Genomic DNA, 20,124 nt, shown 5'->3' with positions numbered 1-20,124 from the left:
GTAATTATGACAAATATTATATTTGACGTTATCCTGTCCATTACACGAATGAAGGTCACAAATTCCATCCGTCCGCTCAATATTATTTCATCCAAGTCAGTGCTTTTTATCCATAAAGTATGAACAATTCAGCATAAATAAAGCGGTTTCCGCTGTCCACGTAAACTATAAGACAAAATACCCCATTGAATATTAAAACATTTCTAATTCATTATAGCCCATTCATACTTTTTCGACAATCCCTGTACTTATCACCACTTCACAAAAAGCCCCGCCATAAATGACGGGGCTAAATGTTTAAATAATATACACTTCAACAGTAAGGTCTTTCCACTGCCCTTTTCGCAAATAATCGCCATTCGCCTTGCGAAAAGCCAGTGCTTGTTCAAAATCTATCTTAAAATCAAAGTATAGATTTGAACTCCTACCTACTTGCGATAGCTGCCTGTGCTGCTGCCAGTCTTGCGATTGGTACACGGAATGGTGAGCAGGATACATAGTCAAGACCAATCTTGTTGCAGAATTCTACAGAAGATGGATCTCCACCGTGCTCTCCACAGATACCGATGTGAAGGCTTGGATTAACTGGCTTACCTAACTTGATAGCCATTTCCATTAATTTACCAACACCTGTCTGGTCAAGCTTAGCAAATGGATCGTTCTCGAAGATCTTAGCGTCATAGTAAGCTTCTAAGAATTTACCAGCGTCATCACGAGAGAATCCGTATGTCATCTGTGTTAAGTCGTTTGTACCGAAGCAGAAGAAGTCAGCTTCTTTAGCGATCTCGTCAGCTGTAAGAGCTGCTCTTGGGATCTCGATCATTGTACCAACTTCGTACTCAAGGTTGCTTCCTGCTGCTGCGATCTCAGCGTCTGCTGTCTCAACAACTGTCTTCTTAACATATTTTAACTCTTTGATATCGCCAACCAATGGGATCATGATCTCTGGTTTTACTGTCCAGTCAGTGTGAGCTTTCTGTACGTTGATAGCTGCACGGATAACAGCCTTTGTCTGCATCTTAGCAATCTCTGGATAAGTAACTGCAAGACGGCATCCACGATGTCCCATCATTGGGTTGAACTCATGAAGTCCATCGATGATTGTCTTGATCTCTTCTACAGATTTGCCCTGAGCATCTGCAAGTTTCTTAATATCTTCTTCTTCTGTAGGAACGAACTCATGAAGCGGTGGATCAAGGAAACGGATTGTAACCGGGTTACCTTCCAGTGCCTCGTACAGTGCTTCGAAGTCTCCCTGCTGATATGGAAGGATCTTCTCAAGTGCAGCTTCTCTTTCTTCTACTGTATCAGCACAGATCATCTCACGGAATGCAGCAATTCTGTCTTCCTCGAAGAACATATGCTCTGTACGGCAAAGTCCGATACCCTCTGCTCCAAGCTCACGAGCTTTCTTAGCATCTGCAGGAGTATCTGCATTTGTACGAACCTTCATTGTTCTATATTTGTCAGCCCAAGCCATGATTCTTCCGAATTCACCAGCGATGGTAGCATCAACAGTTGGAATGATTCCATCATAGATGTTACCTGTTGTACCATCGATAGAGATTGGATCTCCTTCATGGAATTCTTTTCCAGCTAATGTAAACTTCTTATTTTCTTCGTCCATAGCGATGTCGCCACATCCAGATACACAGCATGTACCCATTCCACGAGCAACAACGGCAGCGTGAGATGTCATACCACCACGAACTGTCAGGATACCCTGAGCAGACTTCATACCTGTGATATCTTCTGGAGATGTCTCAAGACGAACCAGAACAACTTTCTCTCCTCTTGCAGCCCACTCTACAGCGTCATCTGCTGTAAATACAATCTTACCGCAAGCAGCTCCTGGAGAAGCTCCAAGACCTTTGCCCATCGGTGTAGCAGCTTTAAGTGCAGCAGCATCGAACTGTGGGTGAAGCAATGTATCCAGGTTACGAGGATCGATCATTGCAACAGCTTCTTCTTCTGTTCTCATGCCTTCATCTACAAGGTCACAAGCAATCTTCAGAGCAGCCTGAGCTGTTCTCTTACCGTTACGTGTCTGCAGCATGTAGAGTTTCTTGTTCTCAACAGTGAACTCCATATCCTGCATATCTCTATAATGAGTTTCAAGAGTCTTGCAAACTTCTGTGAACTGTGCAAATGCTTCTGGGAATTCTTCTTCCATCTTAGCGATTGGCATTGGTGTACGAACACCGGCAACAACGTCTTCGCCCTGGGCATTGATCAGGAACTCGCCCATCAGCTTCTTCTCTCCTGTAGCAGGATCACGTGTAAATGCAACACCTGTACCACAGTCATCTCCCATATTACCGAAAGCCATAGACTGTACGTTAACAGCAGTTCCCCAAGAATATGGGATATCATTGTCACGACGATATACATTGGCACGTGGGTTGTCCCATGAACGGAATACAGCTTTTACTGCTCCCATTAACTGTTCCTTCGGATCATCCGGGAAGTCTGCACCAATTTTTTCTTTATATTCAGCTTTGAACTGAGAAGCCAGCTCTTTTAAGTCTTCTGCTGTAAGTTCTACGTCAAATGTAACGCCTCTGTCAGCTTTCATCTTGTCGATAAGCTCTTCGAAGTATTTCTTACCAACTTCCATTACTACGTCAGAGTACATCTGGATAAATCTTCTGTAGCAGTCCCAAGCCCAACGTGGATTGCCGGATTTTTCAGCAATAACGTTAACAACTGTTTCGTTCAGTCCAAGGTTCAGGATTGTATCCATCATACCTGGCATGGAAGCTCTTGCACCAGAACGTACGGAAACAAGAAGTGGATTCTCTGTATCACCAAATTTCTTACCTGTGATCTCTTCCATCTTATCAATAGCTTCCATAATCTGTTCCATGATCTCGTCATTGATTGTTCTTCCGTCTTCATAGTACTGTGTACAAGCTTCTGTTGTAATTGTGAAGCCCTGTGGTACTGGAAGACCCAAGCTTGTCATTTCAGCAAGGTTGGCACCTTTTCCACCAAGAAGGTTTCTCATGGTTGCGTTACCTTCTGTAAACATATAAACCCATTTTGCCATTTTGTCATGACCTCCTAAACTAAATTTTTCTAAGTCGCACCTAATATTTTACTGTTTTTACCAGTATTCGTCAAGAGTTTTCAAGGAAACCAAAGTAACAAATTAAGCCTTATTTTCTCGTTATTTTGAACAAAATTTATGGCTGCCGATTATGCCCGGCAGCCACAAACTACATTTCTTGTTGATTTGCATATTTTGTAAGAAAATATATTCAAAAAACGGTGTAATATTTCCTTAATCTTCCAGAATATTTAGATTTCCTCTATGAATGCTTTGTATCCTTTATATGCTTCGTAGATATCCGCTTTACTGGTAACTTCCCATGGAGCATGCATGCTTAACACTGCCACACCACTGTCGATGACTTCCATACCATAATTCGCCATGATATATGCGATAGTTCCGCCGCCTCCGACATCGACTTTTCCTAATTCTGCGAACTGGTATGCTACATTCTGTGCATCCATCGCCCTGCGAATCTGTGCCAGATATTCTGCATTCGCATCGTTGGAACCGCTCTTTCCACGACTTCCGGTGAATTTATTGAACACCAGACCTTTTCCGAAGAAAGCAGTGCTTCTCTTTTCAAAGGCTTCTGCGTACATTGGATCAAAAGCAGCACTTACATCAGACGAAAGCATTTTTGAATTCTGAAGTGCTCTACGCACTTTCAGATCCGACTCACCAGCAGTCAAGGCAACCAGTTCAGCAACAACATTTTCAAAAAAGCGAGAATGCATACCCGTTGCTCCAACACTTCCGATCTCTTCTTTATCGACCAATATGCAACATGCGGTACGATCCACATGCTCCACATCCAGCATTGCAAAAAGAGAGGTAAATGCACACACGCGGTCATCCTGTCCATAAGCCATGACCATACTTCTGTCAATGCCACAGTCCCTTGCTCTGCCCGCCGGAACGATTTCCAGTTCTGCGGATACAAAGTCTTCTTCTTCCATTCCGTAATATTCTTCCAGAAGCTTCAAAATATTAGCTTTCACCGCATCCTTTTCCTCTTTTTCAAGATTCGGATTTTTCGCAAGCGGCTGGCTGCCAAACAACAGATCCAGTTTCTCACCTTCAATGACTGCGTTAGCCTTCTTCTCCATCTGCTGAGCTGCAAGATGAACCAACAGATCCGTAATTACAAATACCGGATCATCCTCTTTTTCTCCAATATTTACCTCAACAATTGTTCCATCCTTTTTGGCAATGACTCCATGAAGTGCAAGCGGAATAGTTACCCACTGGTATTTCTTGATACCTCCGTAATAATGCGTATCCAGATAAGCAAGTTCTTCATTCTCATATAACGGATTCTGCTTCACATCGATACGAGGCGAATCAATATGCGCTCCCAAAATGTTCAAGCCATTCTCCAGCGGCTGTTCTCCAATCTGGAACATTGCGATGCTCTTGCCCATGCACACAGCGTAGACCTTGTCACCTGCCTGCAATTTACGTCCAGAAGCCATAGCCTCCTCAAGGCTCTGGTAGCCCCTCTCACGTGCCTTGCGCACCGCTATCTTTACACATTCACGCTCCGTCTTGCCTTCATCCAGGCAAGCCTTGTAGGATTCATTAATACGCTGGAGCTCCTCAAGAGTCTCATCATTATATGTGGTCCATACATTATCTCTGTCCATTTCAATCTCCTCCTTAAAATTTAGTATAACACATTTTGGGGACGTAGTATTCTTTAATTTTACTACGTCCCCATTTAATAAATGTGGTGTACCTAATCGGCAAATGCCCTGTACCTTTTTACTCATTTTCTACGTAATTCATGGTAGTCGTACATAATTCGTTTGCTTTTTTTATTGATATATTCAGTATTTCTTTTAGTCTCTGAATATATTCTTTACGAATTTTCTTTTCTTCAAAAACTTGCATCAACAGCGGCAATTGATATTCCCGAAACATGTTTTTTGCCAAAAGCAATGCTATTTCTCTGTATTGAAGCTCTATTTCACTGGAAATATCTTTGAATATTCCTATTTGTTGTTCTGTATGAAACTTTGTGAATTCTTCTGTCGATGAAAATTTTTGTTCATACAACTCGATTGCATTTTCATGGAGCAAGCCCAACATCCCTGTCATATATTCCGCCATGCTGCTATATTTATACTTTTCCGGTTTTTTTACCATTCTTGCTTTGACCGGATTGAGATGAATATAACGAAGGCAAGTCCAAAAATATCTTTCATCTTCAATGCACTCACTTGTAAAACGGTTCTGAAATACATGTCCATTTCGGTGATGTTTAAAATTATAATATGATGCATATTCTGCCAATATTGCTGCCATAAATAAGGATAAGATCTGAAGTTCTGCCCGGATGATAAAATGGGCGTGATTTGACATAATACAGTAACTATAGACTTCTACTTTATATTTCTGTAGATAATTTGAAATAATAGACTTGAAGTAAAGCTTTTCTCGTTGCTGTTGGAATATTTTTTCGTGATTGATTCCTCGAACAATTATGTGATAAATACCAGTTCTACTTTCCTTTCGTCGTCTGGTGGGCATTCCTGTCACCCCTTTCATCTGGGTACAGGGCATTTGTCGATTAGGTACACCACATTTGTTAAAAGGGGACGTAGTAAATATGAAAAATACTACGTCCCTTTTTTACTATAATTTCATCTCATCTCTTACTTCTTTGAAGCATTTTACGATGAAATCAATATCTTCTTTTGTATGGCTTGCGCATACTTGTGTACGGATTCTTGCTTTTCCTTTTGGAACTACTGGGTAGGAGAATGCTACTACGTATACACCTTTTTCCATCATGCGTTTTGCGAATTCTGCTGCTGTCTTTTCATCATACAGCATTACCGGAACGCATGGGTGGGTTCCTGGGATGATATCGAAGCCGTTATCTACCAGTTCTTTACGATAGTATGCGGTTACTTCTTCCAGATGATCACGAAGTTCTGTGCTCTCATCTAACATATCGAACAATTCAAGACTTGCGCCTACGATTGCTGGAGCGAGTGAGTTGGAGAACAGGTACGGGCGGCTTCTCTGACGAAGGAGATCGATAATCTCTTTGCGTCCGGATGTGTATCCACCTGATGCTCCGCCGAGCGCTTTTCCTAATGTTCCTGTAATAATATCAACTCTTCCCTGTACGCCACAGTACTCTGCAGTTCCACGGCCTGTCTTTCCTACAAATCCAACTGCGTGGCTGTCATCAACCATTACAAGTGCATTGTATTTATCTGCGAGGTCACATACACCTTTCAGATTGCAAATGATACCGTCCATGGAGAATACACCATCCGTAGCAATTAATTTGATTCTTGCGCCGGCTTCATCTGCTTCTTTTAATTTTGCTTCCAGGTCTTCCATATTGTTGTTTTTGTAACGGAAACGTTTTGCTTTGCAAAGTCGTACGCCATCAATAATAGAAGCGTGATTCAATTCATCACTGATAACTGCATCTTCTGCAGTCAGAATTGTCTCGAATAATCCTCCATTTGCATCAAAGCAAGAAGAATAAAGGATTGTATCATCTGTTCCAAGGAACTTGGATATCTTCTTTTCCAGCTGTTTGTGGATATCCTGTGTTCCACAGATGAAACGAACAGATGCAACACCATATCCTTTTTCATCATAAGTTCTCTTTGCAGCTTCGATCAGACGCGGATTATCACCAAGTCCGAGATAGTTATTTGCACACATGCAAAGAAGTTCTCTTCCATCCTCCATCTTTACTCTTGCACCCTGTGGAGAAACGAATGGAGCCTCGCCTTTAAAAAGACCTGCTTCTTTTATTCCTTCAACTTCTTTCGTATAAATGCTTAAAATATCATCTTTACGTGCCATTTTTTTAATCGTCCCTTCTTAAAAATTATATGATAGTTATTAATCATTTACATGTGCCCAGTCAAGAATTACCTTTCCAGACTGGCCGGAAATCATTGCTTCAAATCCTTTTTCATAGTCTTTGATATCAAAATGATGTGTGATGATCGGAGTAATGTCCAATCCTGCCTGAATCATTGTAGACATCTTATACCATGTATCCCATACTTTTCTTCCGTAAATTCCACGGATATTCAAACCATTAAAGATAACGGTCTCTAAATCCACTTTTGCATCTGTTCTCTGCAGTCCAAGAAGTGCAATATTACCACCGTGCTTCATATTGTGGATCATGTCATGCAGACCAGCCTGTGAACCAGACATCTCAAGACCTACATCAAATCCTTCTGTCATTCCGATTTCCTTCATAACGTCCGGCAATTTTTCTTCTTTTAAATTAACTGTACGTGTAGCCCCAAGTTTCTTAGCAAGATCCAGACGATATGGATTAAGATCTGTAACAACTACATGTCTTGCACCAGAGAATTTTGCAATGGCTGCTGCCATACATCCAATCGGGCCTGCACCTGCAATCAGCACATCTTCACCCAACATATCATAAGTGAGTGCTGTATGTGTAGCATTTCCAAATGGATCAAAGATTGAATATAATTCTTCTGGAATGTTTGGATTACATGGCCATACATTGGAGGAAGGAATTACAAGATATTCAGCAAATGCACCATTTCTGTTTACACCAACACCCTTGGCATCTTTACAATTCTCTTTGTGTCCTTCCAGACAGTTTCTACATTTTCCACAAGTGATGTGTCCTTCTCCAGATACCAGATCCCCAATATGGAAGCCCTGAACTCCGGCACCCACTTCTACAACTTCACCTACATACTCATGACCTGCAGTCAATCCTACCGGAATCGTATGCTGTGCCCAGTCATTCCACTGATAAATATGTACATCTGTTCCACAAATAGCCGTTTTGTGAATCTTAATCTTCACATCATTCGGCCCAACTTCTGGAATTGGTACTCTCTTCATCCACAATCCTTCTTCTGGTTTCTCTTTGACAAGAGCCCACATCATTCCATCATTTCTTTCGTTCACTTTATTACCCTCCCATTTCTACCGTCTCCCCAGACGATGTTTTCATTGATATTGCCATTATATCACTCCTCTAATTCATACACAATGCATTTTTGTAGTTTTTTTGTTTATTTTGACAAATTTTTCACATTCTTATGTATATTTTATGGCAATATTTACAATTTCTATATTTACAAATCCTATACAATTATTTATAATTTATATTGAATGTGTTGGCAGATTTGTGCGGAAGGGAGATAGCACTATTCACACTATTTCTTTTAATCATTATGTCAACATCAAATAAAGTGGGGAAACAAAATTCAAAAGAAAGAGAGGGAAGTGGATATAAAATGTCAATATATCCGCGAAAAACAACATGAAAAATCTATTTAAAAAATGGAACAGCATCAGTCTGGTTCTGAGAATTATCTGCGGTCTTATTATCGGTATTATTCTCGGACTGGTCATCCCTAAGGTAACTGTCATTGCTCTTCTTGGAGACCTGTTTGTTGGAGCATTAAAGGCCATTGCTCCATTGTTGGTATTCTTCCTTGTAATGAGTTCTCTGGCACACATGGGAGAGGGTCAGAAGACCAACATGGGATTCATCGTAATGCTCTACATGCTCGGTAATGTAATGTCAGCACTTGTATCTGTAGCTGCATGTAAATTATTCCCAGTAACTTTAACACTGGCTGAAGCAGCCGGAGAAGATATGGCTCCTCCTAGCGGTGTAGGCGAAGTATTAAAAAATCTGTTAATGAACGTTGTATCTAACCCAGTAGGCTCTATCGTAAATGCGAACTACATCGGTATTCTTGCATGGGCTTGTATTTTCGGTATAGCTTTAAAAGCAGCTTCTGATTCTACCAAGAAAATGCTGGATGATTTTTCAGCAGCAATTTCTACTGGTGTAAAATGGGTCATCAGTTTTGCTCCATTCGGTATCATGGGATTAATCTTTAATGTTATCTCTACATCCGGACTGAGTGCTCTGTTATCTTACGGAAGACTGATTCTTGTATTAGTTGGAAGTATGGCATTCGTAGCATTAGTAATGAACCCAATCATCGTATTCCTTTGTATCAGAAAGAATCCATACCCACTTGTATTCAAATGTCTGACAAAGAGTTTCATCACCGCATTCTTTACACGTAGTTCTGCAGCTAACATTCCTGTTAACATGGAATTGTGTGAAGAACTGGGATTGGATGAAGAACAGTACTCCATCTCCATCCCACTTGGTGCAACCATCAACATGGCTGGTGCAGCTATCACCATCTCTGTAATGGCTTTATCTGCTGCTCACACAATGGGAATCAGCGTAGACTTTGGAACCGCACTTATCCTTTGTGTACTTTCCGCACTCAGTGCAGCTGGAGCTTCCGGAGTTGCAGGTGGTTCTCTGTTACTGATCCCTATGGCATGTAGCTTATTCGGAATCCCGTCTGAAGTAGCTATGCAGGTTGTAGGTGTTGGTTTCATCATCGGTGTTATTCAGGATTCCTGCGAAACAGGACTTAACTCTTCTACAGACGTTCTCTTTACAGCAGCTGCTGAATTCAGAGACAGAAGACTTCACCCAGAATATTACGCTAAACTGGCTGAGTCCAAATCCGCAGAGGAAGCATAAGAATTATTTCTGTAGATTTCCGATGACAGATTCAATAGCAAAATACATAATAATATACAAAAATGCCTGCAAAACCCGCGGGCATTTTTCATTTGGGTACAACACATTTTTCTCTCTTTTATTTGTCTTGGTTTTCTATCCCACTTTCTTTGACACAAATATTATCTACAGCCTTGCCATTTGTTGAATAATATTTTGATAAAACTCTTCATTTCCATCTTGTTTAATAAGTGTATTTATTATCCTTCCATCTTTTAATAAAATTATTCTATCGCAATAGCTTGCCATCTTCGGATCATGTGTCACCAGAAATAGTGTCTTTCCAAGTTGCTTGTTAATATAAAACAGGGTCTGAATCACCTGCATAGAAGACTTGGAATCTAGATTTCCTGTCGGTTCATCTGCTAATATAAGCTCAGGATTCGCTACCATAGCACGACAAATTGACGTTCTTTGTTTTTCTCCACCCGAAAGTTCATATGGTTTCTTATCCAGTAATCCTTCAATCCCAAACCGCTTTGCTTCACACCTCGCCGCTTGATCACTTTTTTTCGGATCATCTTCATTCAAAATCAAAGGCATCATGATATTTTCCTTTACGGTCAGACTATTCATCAAATAATAGTCCTGAAAAATAAAAGCTAATTCTTTTCTTCTTATTTCCGCAAGCCTGTCTCCATATATTTCCTCCACTGGAGTCCCCTTATAGAGAACCCGCCCCCCATTTGGCTTATCCAACATGCCAAGTGTCTTAAGAAGTGTTGTCTTACCACAACCAGAACTTCCCATAATTCCAATAAATTCACCAGGCTTTACCTGAAAAGAAACACCTTTTAAAACAGAATATGTAATTCTATTTCCGCCCGGAGTCATCGTATAATAATTCCGTTCTAAATTCTTCACATCCAAAATATATTTATACTTCTTTTCATCCATTTCAACTATTCCTCTCAATCTTCCGAAAAATTCTCCATGCTGTTATCCTCATTACTATACACACTATCAAAGCAATCAATGCAGAAAAAGAAACTGCCCCTACAAGATAGATAATACTCCACCTAGGAGACATGCCTTTAAAAAGAATCTTGGTAACAATTGCCAACATTCCCAGTGATATGCCATACAAAACTACAAGCCTTTCAGATATCAAAACTTCTTTGCAAACACTCTTCCTACGTTTTTCTGAAGACATTCCACAATTCTTATAAAATCGATACTTCCATTCCATTTTCGAATAGTCACTCTGCGCTTTCTCGAACAAGATAAAAATGACACACATTAGCATTGTTATTACATTTACAATCATAGAAACCACAGTAAACAGCTTTTCTTGTCGGCTTTCCATCATAGATTGCTGTTTTTCGTATATCAGATTGCCATTTTGCCAATCAAAGAAATTCACCTGAGAATGAACCTTTGCATAATTATACACTTCCTTTACAACCTGATTATAATGCTTTGGGATTTCCATCATTACCGCAAGGTTTGCTCCTCTGGCATTTCTTTTGATATTTGCAAATTCTGTATCAGAAAACACCAAAATTTCTTCATTCACCTGCCCCTTTAGTTCACCAAGCGCCCGACTCTCAAAATCACCAGTAAGAATCCTCTGCTCTTCTCCAGCAATTTTATATTTCCTTGTAAATTGATTACTCGGAAGAACTTTAGGTCCCGATGTGTTCCAGATATCCCAGTCTGCACTTCCAATGTAAATACGTGGTTTCGACTTTCCATAATCAAGACCTATCGTTCCCATGGTCTCTCTATCACGCTGATAAATAACGTAAATTTCCTTATCTCGTATATCAATTTTTTCCCTGTCCAATCTTCATAAACAGACTCTGGTATTCCCATATGTTCACCATAATCTCCAGACACTACACGAATACAGGGTTTAGTCTCTACCTTTATCTCATAGGCTTCTTCTAATTTATTCAAAAATTCCATATCTTGTTCATTCGCATACCACACCAGATCATAAGGAAAAATCTCCGGCTGCACAACCGGAACATTATCCATAATCGGCAATCCAAATCCGAACAACATAACGAACACGAAGACTGCCACAATACAAGTCACATTCATATGATAGAAAAATTGATCGTACCAGCTATCCAACCATAGAATTTTTTTTAAATATTTTTGTTCTCGTTTTCTCAACATATGAAGATAATTTGCACTTACAGAAATCATAAACAGAAATAATCCCCCAGCCGCCAGCGCAAAAGGAATGATACTCCCAATTTTCCCCCAGTAAGTCACAATAGAAACAAGTGCAAGCCCCATTATAACAACACCTGACACAATCAAACTCAACGATCGTTGAATTTTTTTCCCACTTTTCTTTCCCATAGATATAACATAATCTATTCCCAGACAGCTTATCATCTGGTCACAAATCATAAAACCAAGTCCAAATATAAGCAAACTGATTATCAATGTAAACAGGAATGGTGACCAACCATAAAATATATTCCCTGCATCATCAGTAAATTTGTGTTCGAGAATCCTTCTTATAATCTCCACTTCCAATACGCCTACCAATACTCCGCCTACAACAGAACCCAAGATAATCCCCAAGTACTCAAATCCGACAAACATATACTTGTGTTTTTTCTGAATTCCCAACACTTCCAACATTGAATAATCATATACTCTCTTTCGAATGTAAGACAAAAGAGTCAAAATCATCAAAGCCACCAGTAACACATAAGACAGAAGGAATGCTTTTTCCGACTCCATAATTAATGCGGTCATTCCTGCTGTCTCTCCTGTAGACACAAATATCATACAACTTTCAACACCAGCCGTGAAAAATACCAGAGATATGATAAAAATGCCACTCAAAATTACAAGCAGATAATCCTTACTCCTTGTTTTTAATAACTTAAAAAAAATTGCTTTCAATTATTCTCCCCCCTTACTTTCAAATTCAGTATCCTCTTTTTTTGATTTTTTTCCAGTTTTCGACCTTCAACGTAACCCTTTTAACCTCAAACGTAAAAATGCCACAAGAAATAGAATTAATATTTCTTACGACATTTTTCATCCTTTTAATTTATTATTACCTCAAGTACTTGAACTACTTTTTCTTCCTCTACTGTCAATTCATGAAACATATCCGAATGCTTCTCTAAAAGCTGTTCTACCCAGTGTAAACCATTTCCTCTTCCTTCACCTTTTGTGGAATATCCTTTCTGTGTCAAAACAGAGATTTCTGGTAGACAATTACAATTATTCTCTATACGAAAAATAACCCCTTTGACAGTCTTTTTTATAACAATTTGTATTTTTCCATCTTCTATCGACTCTGTTTCTTCAATCGCATTATCAAGAAATATCCCCAATATTCGGACCAAATCCTCCATGTCCTTGTATTTTACATTCAGATTTTCAGCTATATTTACCTGCACTTCTATATTCTTCGCAAAAACCAACAACAATTTTTCATACAAAAATCCTTTTAATTCCATTGGTTTGATATTCTTCAAACTTTTCCATGCTATAGATTGACTCTCTTCCCTTCCTTCTTGCAAATATATCTTTTGATAAAAAAATTCACGCAAACCTTCCATCTCATTTTCTCTGATAAATCCTGACATAGTAGACAATATATTTTTATAGTCGTGACGAAATGCCCTTGTTTCTTCTAACATCTTTTCAAGGTTCTCTACATAGCTTTCTAATATTTTCTGTTGATGAATCATAGCTTTTTGCTTTTCTTCTTCCTCTATACTCTTCGCAACATTCAAAAGAACCCAAGATATTATTACCAAACTTATAAAAAACAAGAAGCTATTAAACATTAACATGTTTTTTGAATATCCAACCTTCTCTCCTAATGTTATATTCATCAGAAAGATAGAAAGAAATATTATTATATTTATAACAAGTGCCAACTGTACTTTCGAAGATATTTCGGTAAATATTCTCTGGACCATTTTGCGAGAATAGATAACCTTACGTAAAACACACAACCCAGTGTATGATAACAAAGCATATATCATCGAAAAAATAAATGTATATTTTTCGCTTATCACATCCCGCGGTATTCTCAAAAACACATCAATAAAAACTAGCATTACATTATTTCCTATAATCGCAATAACGTACCCCAAACAAGCCATAAATAAATTCAATAATTTTTTTTCTTTTTCCATGGCAACAATCATTCCTAGCAATCCTGCCAACATCAAAAGTCCTGTGTCTTGTTTTATAAAAAGATGTGCCAGTATTCCTACAACTGCCACATATCCAATAAGTATCAGATACTCTGTCCTTCGTAACGGTTTACTCAGTAAGCCAGTTGCCCCTATGACTACACAAAGTCCCGATAATACTCCATTTATTAAGATCATACAACTCACACCATTTCATTACTAATCTCTTAACAGGTTCCTCATTTCTCTATATGAGACCTCTACCTTTAATCCTCCTGGCATTAACGCGTAATGATTCTTCTTATCTATTTCTCGAATCTTTTTTTTCTGCACAATGCAAGATTTATTCACATAAATAAAATCTCCACCCAATATTTCAAACATTTTTTTCAATGTTTCTTTTATTTTTATTTTTTGACTCGTTGTATAGATATCAATCATATGAGTACTTTTAATTGCCTGTACCATTACAATATCTTCAATAGGAATCTCTATCATCCGGCTTCCCGATTCCAGCTTCACCGATGGGCGCACATCTACCTCTCTGGATTTCTCTATTTTCTGAAATATCCTATTCATCCTTCTCTCAATTCTTGCGCTCATTTTATCTGCAAGGAAATCCTGTGGCTGTTTCACAATATAATCTACAATTTCAAGTTCATACTCAAAAGCTTTGTATGCCAGTTCCTCACAAGATGTCAAAAATACAATGTAACTGTCTTTCATATTCTTTTTTATCTCTTTTGACAGCTGAAATCCATCCATAGCATATCCTTCCAACTGTATATCTAAAAAAAACAATGCCGGAGATTCCCCATATTTTTTTACATCAAATAAAGTGTATTGTGGATTTTTTCGAGCCGACACAACCTTGGCATCCTTATGTGTGTTTGTAATATATTTTTCTATAATTCGCTTGAAATATAAAAGCTGTTTTTCCTGATCTTCACATATATATATTTGAATCATAAATTCCTCTCACGTATTTTTATAAATAGACGATATACTAATACTACCATATATAATTCCAAAAACAAACGTATTATCTTATAACTTTTTCTTCCGCTTTCACATTTTCCATAATTTTTACTTTGTCCAATCACAGCGGATACCCGTTCTCTTATGTCAGCTATGCTTTTTTGAATTACTGTTGTAAGACCATATCAAACCATTGTTTCCCTACAAATGTCCGCAAATAAAGAAATCTATGATTTATGAAAAGGAACATCGAGAGAATCCATTTGTAAAGAAAAGTGGTGCTGGAGTTCAACTCCAGCACCAACTTTATCTACATCCCTTTATTTCTTACCATGCAAACTTTTTCTCAAAGTAAGCATCCAAATCTTCTATTTTAACTCTTTCCTGTTCCATGGTGTCTCTGTCACGTACGGTTACTGCTCCGTCTTCTTCGGAATCGAAATCGTAAGTTACACAGAATGGTGTTCCGATCTCGTCCTGGCGGCGGTAGCGTTTACCGATGTTGCCACGTTCATCGTATTCGCAGTTATACTTCTTGCATAACTGTGCATATACTTTTTCAGCGCCTTCATTTAACTTTTTAGAAAGTGGAAGGACTCCAATCTTTACTGGTGCAAGTGCCGGGTGGAAGTGAAGGACTGTTCTGGTATCTCCGCCTTCTAATTCTTCTTCGTCATATGCGCTGCAAAGGAATGCCAGCACCATACGGTCAGCACCCAGTGATGGTTCGATAACGTATGGAATATATTTTTCTTTCTTCTCATCATCAAAGTAAGACATATCCTGCTTAGATACATTCTGATGCTGAGTCAGGTCGTAATCTGTTCTGTCTGCGATTCCCCATAACTCGCCCCATCCGAATGGGAAGAGGAATTCTACGTCTGTTGTTGCACGGCTGTAGAAGCAGAGTTCTTCTGGTGAATGATCACGTGGACGTAACTCTTCGTCTTTAATGCCAAGAGCCTTCAGCCAGTCAAGGCAATACTTCTTCCAGTATGCATGCCATTCAAGGTCTGTTCCCGGTTCGCAGAAGAATTCCAGTTCCATCTGCTCAAATTCTCTGGTACGGAATGTAAAGTTACCAGGTGTAATCTCATTACGGAAAGATTTACCAATCTGGCAGATACCAAATGGAATCTTCTTTCTTGAAGTACGCTGTACATTCTTGAAGTTTACGAATATTCCCTGTGCAGTCTCAGGTCTCAGATATACCGTATTCTTTGCATCTTCTGTAACTCCCTGGAATGTCTTGAACATCAGGTTAAACTCACGAATCTCCGTAAAGTTATGCTTTCCACATGTTGGACATGGAATCTCATGCTCCTTGACAAATGTCTCCATCTGTTCATGGCTCCATCCATCAATACTGTCTCCAATATCGATATCGTTCTCATGTGCATAATCTTCAATCATCTTATCTGCACGAAAACGCTCATGACATTCTTTACAGTCCATCAATGGATCACTGAATCCGCCAAGGTGTCCGCTTGCCACCCATGTCTGTGGATTCATAAGGATTGCACAGTCAACACCAACATTATATGGATTCTCCTGTACAAACTTCTGCCACCATGCTTTTTTGACATTGTTCTTTAACTCTACTCCGAGGTTTCCATAGTCCCATGTATTTGCAAGCCCTCCGTAAATCTCAGATCCTGGATATACAAACCCCCTGGATTTCGCCAATGCCACGATTTTGTCCATTGTTTTTTCTACCATATCCTCATCCTCACCTTCTGTTTTTTATACTTGCAGAATCTGCTTCCGATAACTTTCACCGGATGCACGACAACTGAAATGTATAATTGTAAACTATTATACATTTAACTGTATATCTTTTCAAGGTGTTATTTACTGAAATCTGGGAAAATCAGGCAATCGGAGAAAAGTCTCTCATATCCTTGTGTTGCTCCTAATTCCATATAATCCATATTGTGAGCTAATTCTTCCATTTCTCGCTTTACCTGAGCTGACATCAGTGCCATATATGCGCCTGTCTTCGAGGAGTTTCCGACATAGACAAGCCTGTCTTCAACTTCCTGTGGCAAGATTCCTGTTCCTGTCAGACTATCCGCCGGAAGATGTGCTCCAAACTGACCGGCAATCATCACTTTATCCAGATCTTCCATCTGGATTCCAGCTTTATTCAGAAGAGCTATAAATCCGGACAGAATTGCCCCTTTTGCAAGCTGTACCTGGCGTACATCTCCTTGCGTGATGAGAAGCTTTTCAGGACTCTCTGTCATGATAAATTCTCGTTTTCTTCCATCTAACTGGAGCATCGGATAACGGTAATCTGTTTCTTCTAATTTATCTTTCTTGATAAACGCACCATCCTTGCGTACCAGACCAGACTTTAACAATTCCTTTACCACTGCAAGAATACCGCTTCCACACACACCGATTGGCGGTTCATCGCCAATGACTTTTAGCTTCACACCTTCTTCGGTGATCTCTACATCCTCAATGGCACCCTCTGCCGCACGCATGCCGGAACTGATATTCATTCCTTCCAGAGCCGGACCAGCTGCACAAGAACAGCACAAGAGCTTTCCATGACTGGACAATACGATTTCTCCATTGGTTCCAATATCAATGAATAATACATTGCCTTTTTCTTTCTCCAACTCACACACATAAGCGCCAGCCACAATATCTGCCCCTATATACGCGGAAACGGATGGAAGACAATAAAGCCTTGCTCCCTTCGCCGCATGTATTCCAATCGAATCAGCTGGAATATCCTTTGATTTTACGAACATTGGAGCATACGGTGCCCTTCCGATCGGAGTTGCATCTATTCCCAGAAGCATATGCATCATCGTACAGTTGGCACCTACCGTAATTTCATAGATCTGTTCTTTTAAGACTCCTGCCTGTCCGCAAATATCCTGAATCATATCATTAATGGATTCCACAATAGCACCGCGAAGTTTTTCTACTCCATCCAGAGGATGCTCTAATTCATAGGTAATTCTCGTAAGAACATCCAGTCCAAAATGCTTCTGTGCATTAATCATAGATGCATTAGCCAGCTCTTTCCCTGTATGCATATCAATCAATGCACATACGACAGTTGTCGTTCCAATATCAATTGCTACACCATACAAGGAATCTGAAGTGTCACCTTCTTCAACCTGTATCACTTCACCATTATGCAGAACAACTGTAACCTGTCCCGGGGCGAATGTCGCAGACTGAAGAGCCGGAAAACTGATATTATCCATTCTAAGCTGCTCTTTTATCTGGTCTTCCCAAGGTGTCTGGTCGCTTAATGTGGGTTTATGAATCTCTATTACTCGTTTTTCAATATCACAGTCAAATGTAAAATCCGGGATATAGCCCGTAGTCAGAACCTCATGTTTCCGTTCTTTTCCAAGAAGTTCAATCTCCAGATCATCTTCCGGTCTGACCAGACAGGACAGACGGATTCCTGCTTCCAGTTCTTCAGATTTCAAAAGCTTTCTCTCCGTCTCACAGGCCTCTGGGATATTTCCGCCAAGAATCTTCACACGGCATTTCCCACATACTCCTTTCCCATTACAGGGATTGTCCACAAATATCTTCTCAGCAAGAAGAATCTCCAACAATGTTTTTCCTACTGTATACTCATAACTCTTTCCTGCCGGCTGTACTGTTATCTTAGGCATCAGCTAGTACCTCTTCTTTTAATGTTTTTAAAATTGTCTGTATATTCGCAAGCGGTGACTTTGTTCCCAGACCACACGCCGGTGAAATGATATCCGAGCCGCCGGCAACACAGCTGCGAGTCAGCTTCGCCACACGCTCCGGATCTCCAAACTCCAATGCATAGGTACTGACATTTCCCATCAGAACACGATCTTCCAGATGCTTTCTTGCCTCAGACATTGGCACGACAGAGTCGAAACTTAATGCATCACTGTGTACCATATCAATCTGTTTATATACACTTTTCATCTGTCCACAGATATGCACGATAGTTCCCATCTTCTCATCCTGAAGTCCATCCAGAACCATATTCAGATATTTTACTGCATATTCTTCAAAATATTTTGGCCCCAGAATCTCTCCTGTACCACTCGGATCTGAGATTGCAATAACATCTGCTCCAGCCTCGATCTGTGCTCTGGCAAAATCAATAATCTGCTCCGTCACAAACGTCATATATTCATGGGCCTCTTTCTTGTGTTTTCTGAGATCCTTATAAAAATTCACAGGTTCCATTACAGAACTTGCTGTACTGATTGGTCCGGTAATATTTCCAACGATTGGTACATCCAGATTCTTAGCTTTTAAAATACGGATAGCATCTAAAACTACCTTTGCACGGCCCTCTTCATGATTTACCGGCTTTAGTTGCTTCCAATCCAGTACAGAATCGATGGCATACCCCGTCACATGAGGCTCGAATATCTTCGTTCCCATGGTCACTTCTGCCCCCATGGCCTCTGCCTCTACAGTCATACAGAACGGTACTCCCACATTTTCAAAGCATCCATTCTCATAATTCGCCAACGCAAGCTTTGCCATCATCTCAGCATCCGTATGTGCCTCCGGCCATGTCACCCCACAAGTATCCATCAACTCTGACGTAATCATATTCATCATTCCACCCGGGCAAATGCACGGAGGTCGATCTACCTCTTCATGATGGAACACTTTTTCCAAACGTTCTTTCTCTGTCAACATGTATTGCCTCCTTATTACGCAATTCCCATCAAACGCTTAGCAAGCTTCACCGCTTCTACTGCATTTACAGAATATCCATCTGCTCCGATCTCATCTGCATATTTCTGAGAAATCGGACTTCCACCAACCATAATCTTGAACTGATCACGGATCCCACGCTCTTTTAACTTATCTATAACGGTCTTCATACCAATCATGGTAGTTGTCATCAGTGTTGACATACAGATAATAGAAGCACCTACTTCCACTGCCTTATCTACAAAATTATCTAACGGGACATCTCTTCCTAAATCATACATTTCAAACCCTGCTGTGTCCAGCATAATCTTTACAAGATTCTTACCGATATCATGGGTATCTCCTTCTACTACACCGATAACAACTTTTGGTTTTTCTACACCGGTATCATCCGCAGGAAGATGCGGACGAAGCACGTCTAATCCTGCATACATTGCATCAGAACAGAGCAATACATCCGTAACGAAATATTCTTCTGCATCGTACAAATCACTCGCCTTATTCATTCCATCTACAAGTCCATCCATAATACCATCAAACGCTGGGTATCCTGCTTCCAGATATTCATTCGCAACATCTACGACCTCTTCGTCCTCCATTTCAACTACACATTCAGATAACGCTTCCAGTAATTCCTCTTTTGATCTTGCCATGATCATTTCCTCCTAAAACTTATTAATCAAGATTAACATCTA

The 20,124-nt window shown here is 39.8% G+C and carries 15 protein-coding genes; 1 reads left to right on the top strand and 14 read right to left on the bottom strand.

Features of this window, described 5'->3' with window-relative positions:
- Positions 1 to 424: 424 nt before the first annotated feature.
- From ppdK to tdh, 5 genes are all read right to left on the bottom strand, one after another.
- Entirely contained in the window at positions 425 to 3,049 is a 2,625-nt protein-coding gene (gene ppdK, locus ABE613_RS06315; protein WP_347375966.1) for a pyruvate, phosphate dikinase, read from the bottom strand.
- 251 nt (positions 3,050 to 3,300) lie between these two features.
- Positions 3,301 to 4,698 carry an aminopeptidase gene (locus tag ABE613_RS06310; protein ID WP_347375965.1) on the bottom strand — a complete coding sequence of 466 codons (1,398 nt, stop codon included), beginning with the start codon at positions 4,696 to 4,698 and terminating at the stop codon, positions 3,301 to 3,303.
- Between the two features lie 118 nt (positions 4,699 to 4,816).
- On the bottom strand, positions 4,817 to 5,584 hold the full coding sequence (locus tag ABE613_RS06305) for a transposase (protein ID WP_235232590.1): 768 nt from the start codon (positions 5,582 to 5,584) through the stop codon (positions 4,817 to 4,819).
- Positions 5,585 to 5,689: 105 nt separating this feature from the next.
- Positions 5,690 to 6,886 (bottom strand): glycine C-acetyltransferase, encoded by a 1,197-nt coding sequence (locus ABE613_RS06300; RefSeq protein WP_235232589.1) that lies wholly within the window; start codon positions 6,884 to 6,886, stop codon positions 5,690 to 5,692.
- 39 nt (positions 6,887 to 6,925) lie between these two features.
- Positions 6,926 to 7,966 (bottom strand): L-threonine 3-dehydrogenase, encoded by a 1,041-nt coding sequence (gene tdh, locus ABE613_RS06295; RefSeq protein ID WP_510182347.1) that lies wholly within the window; start codon positions 7,964 to 7,966, stop codon positions 6,926 to 6,928.
- A 379-nt stretch (positions 7,967 to 8,345) separates the two neighbouring features.
- Here tdh and sstT point away from each other — a divergent pair, with 379 nt between their 5' ends.
- A complete protein-coding gene (gene sstT, locus ABE613_RS06290; RefSeq protein WP_235232588.1) occupies positions 8,346 to 9,602 on the top strand; it encodes a serine/threonine transporter SstT in 1,257 nt (418 codons plus the stop codon).
- A 165-nt stretch (positions 9,603 to 9,767) separates the two neighbouring features.
- On the opposite strand, the gene ABE613_RS06285 is transcribed toward sstT, so the two are convergent.
- The 9 genes from ABE613_RS06285 to ABE613_RS06245 form a co-directional block, all read right to left on the bottom strand.
- Entirely contained in the window at positions 9,768 to 10,538 is a 771-nt protein-coding gene (locus ABE613_RS06285) for an ABC transporter ATP-binding protein (protein ID WP_235232587.1), read from the bottom strand.
- A 1-nt stretch (position 10,539) separates the two neighbouring features.
- Positions 10,540 to 11,358 (bottom strand): hypothetical protein, encoded by an 819-nt coding sequence (locus ABE613_RS06280; protein WP_347375964.1) that lies wholly within the window; start codon positions 11,356 to 11,358, stop codon positions 10,540 to 10,542.
- The gene (locus tag ABE613_RS06275) at positions 11,346 to 12,509 is read right to left on the bottom strand and encodes an FtsX-like permease family protein (RefSeq protein ID WP_347375963.1); all 1,164 of its coding nucleotides are present in this window, start codon (positions 12,507 to 12,509) and stop codon (positions 11,346 to 11,348) included. The genes ABE613_RS06280 and ABE613_RS06275 overlap by 13 nt, the downstream gene beginning before the upstream one ends.
- A gap of 146 nt (positions 12,510 to 12,655) precedes the next feature.
- A complete protein-coding gene (locus ABE613_RS06270; RefSeq protein ID WP_235232585.1) occupies positions 12,656 to 13,960 on the bottom strand; it encodes a sensor histidine kinase in 1,305 nt (434 codons plus the stop codon).
- Between the two features lie 21 nt (positions 13,961 to 13,981).
- Positions 13,982 to 14,731, bottom strand: a complete 750-nt coding sequence (locus ABE613_RS06265) for a LytR/AlgR family response regulator transcription factor (RefSeq protein WP_235232584.1) — start codon at positions 14,729 to 14,731, stop codon at positions 13,982 to 13,984.
- Between the two features lie 336 nt (positions 14,732 to 15,067).
- The gene (locus ABE613_RS06260; RefSeq protein ID WP_347375962.1) at positions 15,068 to 16,459 is read right to left on the bottom strand and encodes a glycine--tRNA ligase; all 1,392 of its coding nucleotides are present in this window, start codon (positions 16,457 to 16,459) and stop codon (positions 15,068 to 15,070) included.
- Positions 16,460 to 16,587: 128 nt separating this feature from the next.
- Positions 16,588 to 18,390, bottom strand: a complete 1,803-nt coding sequence (locus tag ABE613_RS06255; protein WP_235232582.1) for an ASKHA domain-containing protein — start codon at positions 18,388 to 18,390, stop codon at positions 16,588 to 16,590.
- Positions 18,383 to 19,411, bottom strand: coding sequence for a methylcobamide:CoM methyltransferase MtbA (locus ABE613_RS06250; protein WP_235232581.1), 1,029 nt, complete (start codon positions 19,409 to 19,411; stop codon positions 18,383 to 18,385). The genes ABE613_RS06255 and ABE613_RS06250 overlap by 8 nt, the downstream gene beginning before the upstream one ends.
- A 14-nt stretch (positions 19,412 to 19,425) precedes the next feature.
- Positions 19,426 to 20,082, bottom strand: coding sequence for a cobalamin B12-binding domain-containing protein (locus ABE613_RS06245; RefSeq protein WP_235232580.1), 657 nt, complete (start codon positions 20,080 to 20,082; stop codon positions 19,426 to 19,428).
- Positions 20,083 to 20,124 lie beyond the last annotated feature (42 nt).

The sequence above is a fragment of the Dorea chungnamensis genome, from assembly GCF_039832125.1.
In the GTDB taxonomy this organism is placed as follows: domain Bacteria; phylum Bacillota; class Clostridia; order Lachnospirales; family Lachnospiraceae; genus JAFBIX01.
This window is presented reverse-complemented; position numbering and strand designations above follow the sequence as displayed.